Annotated in this window: 4 protein-coding genes; 3 read left to right on the top strand and 1 reads right to left on the bottom strand. The window is 47.9% G+C overall.

Features of this window, described 5'->3' with window-relative positions; genetic code table 11:
- Window positions 1-250 precede the first annotated feature (250 nt).
- The 3 genes from ACNA7P_RS10850 to ACNA7P_RS10840 are packed head-to-tail and all read left to right on the top strand — an operon-like array spanning window position 251 to window position 2,814.
- Window positions 251-436, top strand: a complete 186-nt coding sequence (locus ACNA7P_RS10850; protein WP_416258647.1) for a hypothetical protein — start codon at window positions 251-253, stop codon at window positions 434-436.
- Window positions 437-481: 45 nt separating this feature from the next.
- Window positions 482-2,203 (top strand): DEAD/DEAH box helicase, encoded by a 1,722-nt coding sequence (locus ACNA7P_RS10845; protein WP_416258646.1) that lies wholly within the window; start codon window positions 482-484, stop codon window positions 2,201-2,203.
- 14 nt (window positions 2,204-2,217) lie between these two features.
- Window positions 2,218-2,814: a superoxide dismutase family protein gene (locus ACNA7P_RS10840; protein ID WP_416258645.1), complete on the top strand. Its 597-nt coding sequence runs from the start codon at window positions 2,218-2,220 to the stop codon at window positions 2,812-2,814.
- 30 nt (window positions 2,815-2,844) lie between these two features.
- On the opposite strand, the gene ACNA7P_RS10835 is transcribed toward ACNA7P_RS10840, so the two are convergent.
- The coding region (locus tag ACNA7P_RS10835) for a translocation/assembly module TamB domain-containing protein (protein WP_416258644.1) at window positions 2,845-5,024 on the bottom strand (2,180 nt) is incomplete at its 5' end.

The raw sequence follows: 5,024 nt of genomic DNA, 5'->3' as shown, positions 1-5,024 counted from the left end.
GAGAACCCCAGCTTAACGGCTGGGGTTTTTTCGTTGTGGGTTCGCCGAAATATCAATATATAACAAACAAACAACAATACTTTTGCAAAAATCCTGCTATACTCCGCGCCTGTTTAGTGAAAGCTAAGCAAAAAGATTGACAGTGGTCCCCTATCTTGCAGGCTTCAAACGCCTGACACCGCTAAAAACGATGTGGCATTACATGCTATATCCGTTCACTTGAGAACAGGGTTTAAGGGGCAGTTGTCGGTTGCGTTTTCAACGAGAAAACGCCAATGCCCAGCCTTGGTCTGCCATCGCTATTGTGCATCATCTTGTAGAGATGAATGAATCGCTAACGCGATCGTTGTATTACAAGTATTTTGCCATAGAAGAGCTTTTGTACGGTGATGCCGTAAGTGCTCACGCGAGCTGTTTACCAGGTCTGATTATTTAAAATGTTTCCGCCAATGTTGAGCGGAGCTTTGATAGTGGGACAAATATGTCTGAATTTAATACTTTTTCGGCTTTAGAATTACCTGAAGCAATTTTACGTGGAATCCAAGAGCTTGGTTTCGACACCCCTACCCCTATTCAGCAGCAGGCAATTCCTGCATTGTTGGAGAAAAAGAACGTATTAGGTGAAGCGCAAACCGGTACCGGTAAAACGGCTGCATTTGGTTTACCTGCGCTTGCCAATATTGATACGCGTATTCGTGGTGCGCAGCTATTAGTTGTAGCGCCTACTCGTGAGCTTGCGCTTCAGGTTGCTGAATCAATTGAGAGCATGGGTAAATACATGAAAGGCCTGAACGTGGCTACCATTTATGGTGGTTCAGCGTATGGCCCACAAATCAAATTGCTACGCGGTGGCGCACAAGTAGTTGTGGGTACTCCTGGCCGTTTGATGGACCATTTACGCAAAGGCACCTTAGATTTAGGTAGCCTGAAAATGGCAGTACTTGATGAAGCTGATGAGATGTTGAACATGGGCTTCGTAGAAGATATCGAGTGGATTATGGAACAGGTTCCAGAAACTGCTCAACGTGCGTTGTTCTCGGCAACGATGCCGCCAACGATTCGTAAAATTGCGAATAAATTCTTGGCTGATCCGGTGCATGTGAAAATTGCGTCCACTAACCTAACTAAAGCGAACATCACGCAAAAAGCTTGGAAAGTGCAAGGCATGACCAAGGATGTGGCGCTAGAGCGTATTTTGGAATCAATTGATTACCAATTGGCGCTCGTGTTCGTGCGCACTCGTAACGATACTTTAACCGTATCGGCGATGTTACGTGAACGTGGCTTTAAAGCCGCTGGTTTGAATGGTGATATGAGCCAAGATCAGCGTGAAGCAACGGTAACTCAGTTAAAAGCTGGAAAAATTCGTATTCTAGTAGCTACTGATGTTGTTGCGCGCGGCTTGGATGTACCAGGTGTTACTCACGTATTGAACTACGATTTGCCACAAGATGCTGAATCATATGTTCACCGTATCGGCCGTACTGGCCGTGCTGGCCGCTCAGGTGAATCAATTTCATTTGTACGCCCACGTGAAATGCATATGTTAAAGCGTTACGAGCGTTCAACCAATGGCTCAATTGAGATGATGAATGTGCCACAAGGCCGGGAATTATCGCAGTTACGTATTGAACAAACGCAAACCAAGATTGCAGAAATTGCGGCAAATACTGATATCGCTACTATGAAATCATTTGTAATGCAGATGGTTGAAGCAACGGAGATGTCTTTAGAAGATTTCGCCGCAGCGTTATTACACGAATATCAACTCGCTCGCCCGTTAATTGTAAAAGATGAGCCGAAGCCGAAGTTTGATCGCAAAGAACGCCCTGCTGGCCGTGACCGCAACGAACGTAGTGATCGTGGAGCTGCTCGTGGTAAGCGTGCAAATGACCGTGGTGCAGATCGCGGTACTGAGCGTCGTGAGCGTAAACCTCGCCGTGATGCAGGTATTGAGTTTGATACGTATCGCTTAGCAGTAGGTACTGAGCATGGCGCACGCCCAGGTGATGTAGTAGGCGCAATTGCTAATGAAGCGGATATGGATAGCCGTTATATTGGTGAAATCCAATTATTTGCTACTCATACTACGGTGCAATTACCAAAAGGTATGCCGGCAGCGATTTTGCAGAAATTAAAGAAAGCGCGAATTCGCCAACAACCTATGGCGATCAGCCCAGTTCATGGTAAGCTTTCTTCCTAAACAGGAGGAATGGCATGAAACTGAAAACAATGCTAACTGCCGCTTCTGCGGCAGTTTTTTTATCTGCATGCAGCGGCGAAGGCGAACATTCGGCTACGCACAGTGAAGTAGCAGAACACTCGCAACATGCAATGCATGCTAGCTATGAACAGCCCGATACTAGCGGTGCGTACGTAGCAATGTTGCATGGCACTGAAGGCAACGAAAACATTCATGGCTTCGTTATGTTTGAGCGAGATGAAGATGGCGTGTTTGTGATTGCTCACGCAGAAGGCTTGCCAGCAAACAGTGTGCATGGCTTTCACGTGCATGAGTTTGGTGATTGCAGTGCCCCTGATGCTACTTCAGCGGGTGGCCACTTTAATCCACATGGCCGTGACCATGGCGGCCCAGACAGTGAAGCGCGTCATGTTGGTGACCTCGGTAATTTACGTACCGATGATAACGGTATTGCGCATTTAGAAATGCTCGACCATAAACTCGAATTAAGCGGCCCCAATAGTATTATTGGTAAAGCGGTGGTAGTGCATGCGCAAGAAGATGATTTAACTTCTCAGCCGGTAGGTAATGCGGGTGCTCGTATTGCTTGTGGTGTGATTGCAGCAGATTAGGAAGAGGAGCATCAGCGCTAGCAATTATCGCTAGCGCTCGATACTGTAGAAAATATCCGCGCCGCTACGATCGCCGCCTGTTTGAGATTCAAAGTGAATGCTATCGGTTAGCCGATAGCGAATGAACAGTGTATTTACTGGCTCAATCAGGCCGATGCCATACTTCACGTATAACCGTGATGATAGGTGCTTGCCGATGTACAGAGCGGCGTTATCGAGATTTTCCCCGGTTGAATCTAACACAATCTCATCAACACCAATCGCTTGGCCAATTTGTTCACCAATAAAGTTACCACCTTGCATTCCCAATGCGAGGGTTGCTTGGGCAAACACATTTTCTTCTCCAGATTCCATACCCGGCGCTCTACCGAGAATCAAATAAGATAGAATTGCGCTATCTTGCATTGCTGGGGTGGAGAAAAATGATAAAGTTGGCTCACGCAAGGCCCCACCAATACGAGCACCTACTGTTACATTTTCCGTACTAATAGAGCGGGAAACCCGCAAATCCAAGCCCGGGTTATCAATAGCCCCACCGGTGTAGGTGAAGTTGCCGCGCTCAATATCGAGCGGTTGGCCGAAAATTTCATAGCGTCCACTTGCTACGGTAATCGTGCCTACCGCCGAGGTTTGTTGCCCGGGTTGTTCGCGCACGCGCAATCTGCCCGTGAGGCGGCCATCAAAGCCGAACGCTTCTACGCGCACGTTATTACCGAGAATCACTTGGATATCAGCATCGATAGGCAACTCGTTTTCTTCGAAGGCGAATACGGTTTCATCACCTCGAACGATAACCGTATCGCGGGAAGCGCTATCAATGGTTTGAATGTCTGGCGGCGTAATCAGTGCATTGGGAACGGTAATTTCACCACGCGCACGCACGCCAGAGGAATCATACGATACCTCTATGTTGGGGCTTACTGTAAGCTGTATATCGCGCGTTTGTACTGCTCTGAAATCATTGCCAGTAATATTCACTAACGCGCGCTGCTCAACCAAATAATACTCGCCCGCTATCGTTAGCTCGCCATCTCCAGATATGGCGGTAGCAGTTAAACTAAAGGGCTCGCCAACGGCATTAGGTGCATCTAAGCGCATATTTAAGGCAGAGATAACAATACCAGCGGAAGGTACCTCAGCGCCGCCTTCAAGTAGCTCAACGTAGCCAGACAAGCTAGGTTGTGGCAGGTTGCCGCTGATATCGATTTGTCCCGCCACTTGGCCTTGTACGGCCTGTAACTCCGGCACGATGAGAGAAATAATGCCGAGGGCATCGAGTTGAATGTTGAGGAAACCATTGATCGCAGCGGTATCTAGCGCATTCCTTAGGGTTAACTCACCGGTAATTCCACCATTGAGATCCGCAGAGTTGAGGGCGAATGTGCTCTGTAGTTCATGTTGATCACCCGTAACTCGCAGCAGCTCGGAAGCATTGAACTGAAATTGCAGATCTTGCTGCGGTAAGGTAAAGAGCGTTTCCGAGAGCAATACGCGAGCATCAACGAGTAGTTGATTCTCGGCGATTAACAAATCTAAAGTGGCGTTCAACTCGCCCGAAATCTCGAAATCTTCTACAAAAATACCATCCAGAACAGGCTGCAGCAGGGCCAACTGTAAGCTTTCGGCGCGCGCATTTACTTCGCCGAGCTGAGTAATTAAATCCCAATCGGCGGCCAAGCAAAATCCAGCTGCCCGCTGCTCGTTTTCAATGCAAAAATGATCAACTTGAATTTTTTCTGCGCCTACATTGGCTGAGGCTGATTCGGTTAGCCGCCAGCGTTCAAATTCCTCATGAGTAACACTTAGCTGGGTAATATCACCTTGCCATTGAAATTCGTTCCACACGCCATTTAGTGCCACAGAAAATTCACTGGCAAAGGCATTCCCCGATAGTTCTAAGTAGTGCTTCACAGCGGTATCCGATGCTTCCGAATGGCGCATGTTTACTTGCAGTTCTGCAACCAGCTGTTGCTCATTTTGGCGCAAGTTTGCAAAGGCTAAGGTGCCGGTTGGTAACGCATTCAGCGCCCAATCACCAGCCAGATCTGCTGCTATTTGCTCAAGGGCCCATGGGCCGTACTCTAGCTGTGAGCCATTGAGCTCTACAGCAAACTGTTCTGAAGCCAAATTGGCAGCACCACTGGCGGTAAGTTGTTGAGCGCCCCATTGGCCAGTAAAATTCTCAAGTTGAATTTGCTCGCCATGCAGAG

This window comes from Aliidiomarina sp. (assembly GCF_047920995.1).
In the GTDB taxonomy this organism is placed as follows: Bacteria; Pseudomonadota; Gammaproteobacteria; order Enterobacterales; family Alteromonadaceae; genus Aliidiomarina.
The sequence above is the reverse complement of the archived record's forward strand: the minus strand, read 5'-3'. Positions and strand labels throughout refer to the sequence as shown.